The following is a 2,095-nucleotide window of genomic DNA, read 5'->3' on the forward strand; positions in this document are numbered from 1 at the left end:
AAATAGCGATCGTGTGAGACAATTAACGCCGTACCATCATAGTTAATCAGGGCATTTTCGAGCGTTTCTTTGGCGGGAATATCTAAGTGATTGGTCGGCTCATCCAAAATTAATAAGTTGGCGGGAATCAGCAGCATCTTCGCCAGCGCGAGGCGAGCTTTTTCGCCACCACTGAGCGATTCGACTTTTTTGAACACCATATCGCCAGTGAATAAAAACTGACCTAATAAAGTTCTGACTGCTTCATTTTTCCAGTCTGGAACTTCATCATGAATAGTCGCGAGGACTGTTTTACTGAGATCTAACGCTTCTGCTTGGTTTTGCTCGAAGTAACTGGGAATGACGTTATGTTCGCCGAGCTTGATGGAGCCGCTAGTATGAGTTTCCATCCCCATAATCATTTTGAGCAGGGTGGATTTACCGCAACCATTGGGGCCTAAAAAGGCAATGCGATCGCCACGTTCGATAAATAAATCCGTTCCTAGAAACAGAATTTTATCACCATAGACATGTTCTAAATTTTGGATTTCAACTATTTCCCGACCGCTGCGAGGAGCTGGGGGGAAACGAAAACTGAGGGTTCGCATCGTGGATGCGGGTGCTTCGATGCGCTCGATTTTGTCGAGGAGTTTCTCACGGCTTTTCGCTTGGGTACTCCGAGTCGCACTAGCTCGGAATTTTTCGACGAAGGCTTGTTGTTTTTCGAGTTCTTTTTGTTGACGCTCGAAGGCATTTAATTGAGCGTAGGAATTTTCTGCTTTTTGTTCGAGGTAGGATGAATAGTTGCCCAAATAGGTCGCCGAAACACCGCGCTCGGTTTCGACGATCTGATTGCAAAGCCTGTCTAGAAACTCGCGATCGTGTGAGATAATTACCATCGGCGTTTCCAGCTTGCGCAGATAATTTTCCAACCATTCGATCGTCTCTAAATCTAAATGGTTGGTCGGCTCATCGAGTAGAAGTAAATCGGGGAATTGCAGTAAGATTTTGGCCAAACTCATCCGCATTTGCCAACCACCACTAAAGGCACTGACCAATCGATCGGCATCTTCCAATTCAAAGCCCACTTCGGGCAAAATCTTATCGATTTCTGCTTCTAGAGCATAACCATTTAAGGCTTCATATAACCGCTGAAATTTGTCCATCCGATCGAGCAGCTTGTCCAGATCGTCACCAGCCGCAGTTTCTAACTGATGGTGAATTTTGTCGAGTTCGGAGTGGACGCGATTGGCTTCGCCAAAAGCTTGCCACAATTCTTCTTTGACTGTCCGCGTCGGATCGACATCAAATTCTTGGTTGAGATAGGCAATATTGAGACTGTTCGGTCGAATAATCTCGCCGCTGGTGGGTTCGATTTGCCCAGCAATAATTTTCATTTGGGTGGATTTACCCGCACCATTGGCACCTACCAAGCCAATTCGATCTCCTGGCTTTACTTCCCAATTAATGTCCTTGAGGACTTCACCTGTGGGATAAATCTTGCAGATATGTTCCAGTCGCAGCATGAAATTAATTTTCTCCAGGAGTAGTGTCGAGAGCGCGGGGATACCATTCTATAGTTTAACAAAACTTTACCACTAGGTCACTATTTTATTAAGGGATAGGGGATAGGGGATAGGGAATAGGGGGTAGAACTGGGAGAGATCTTTAGGAGGTTAGTTGGATTTAAGAATGAAATTCAATACATCTACCGATATTGACTACTCAACTTTAAGGTGTCGGAGGTTCCGTCTACGCTCTGTTGAGCAGTGCCCCTAACCCCTATTCCCTATCCCCTATCCCCTAATAAATTGCTAAAATTAAGACTGAGTTACTAAGAAGAATCCGCCCATGATGGACGTAATGGAGTTTTTTCAGCATAGTGCTGGTAGATGGCGATCGAAACGGACTACACATCACCTGGCATTTAGACGATCGGAGATGGGGGAATCTGAGATCGAAGTCAAAGCATTAGCAGCGCGAGATCCAGAGATAATTGCCTTGTGTGAATCCCATCAAGTCGATCCCAGTTTGGCGGTGGGTGGTTGTTGTGTGACTTGGGCGGCTTCGATGGGTTGGGACCAAGAAGGCGAAAACCATGAAGGGAAGACAGTCT

General features: G+C 45.8%; 2 protein-coding genes. One reads left to right on the forward strand and one right to left on the reverse strand.

Annotated elements, in window-relative coordinates:
* Nucleotides 1–1,505: ABC-F family ATP-binding cassette domain-containing protein (locus RMO84_RS13625; protein ID WP_310488991.1), on the reverse strand; the 1,505-nt coding region annotated here is incomplete at its 3' end.
* A gap of 328 nt (nt 1,506–1,833) precedes the next feature.
* Between RMO84_RS13625 and RMO84_RS13630 the strand changes: the two genes are divergently transcribed.
* On the forward strand, nt 1,834–2,095 hold a 262-nt coding region (locus tag RMO84_RS13630), incomplete at its 3' end, for a phycobiliprotein lyase (RefSeq protein ID WP_310488992.1).

The sequence above is a fragment of the Chamaesiphon sp. VAR_69_metabat_338 genome, assembly GCF_031423935.1.
In the GTDB taxonomy this organism is placed as follows: domain Bacteria; phylum Cyanobacteriota; class Cyanobacteriia; order Cyanobacteriales; family Chamaesiphonaceae; genus Chamaesiphon.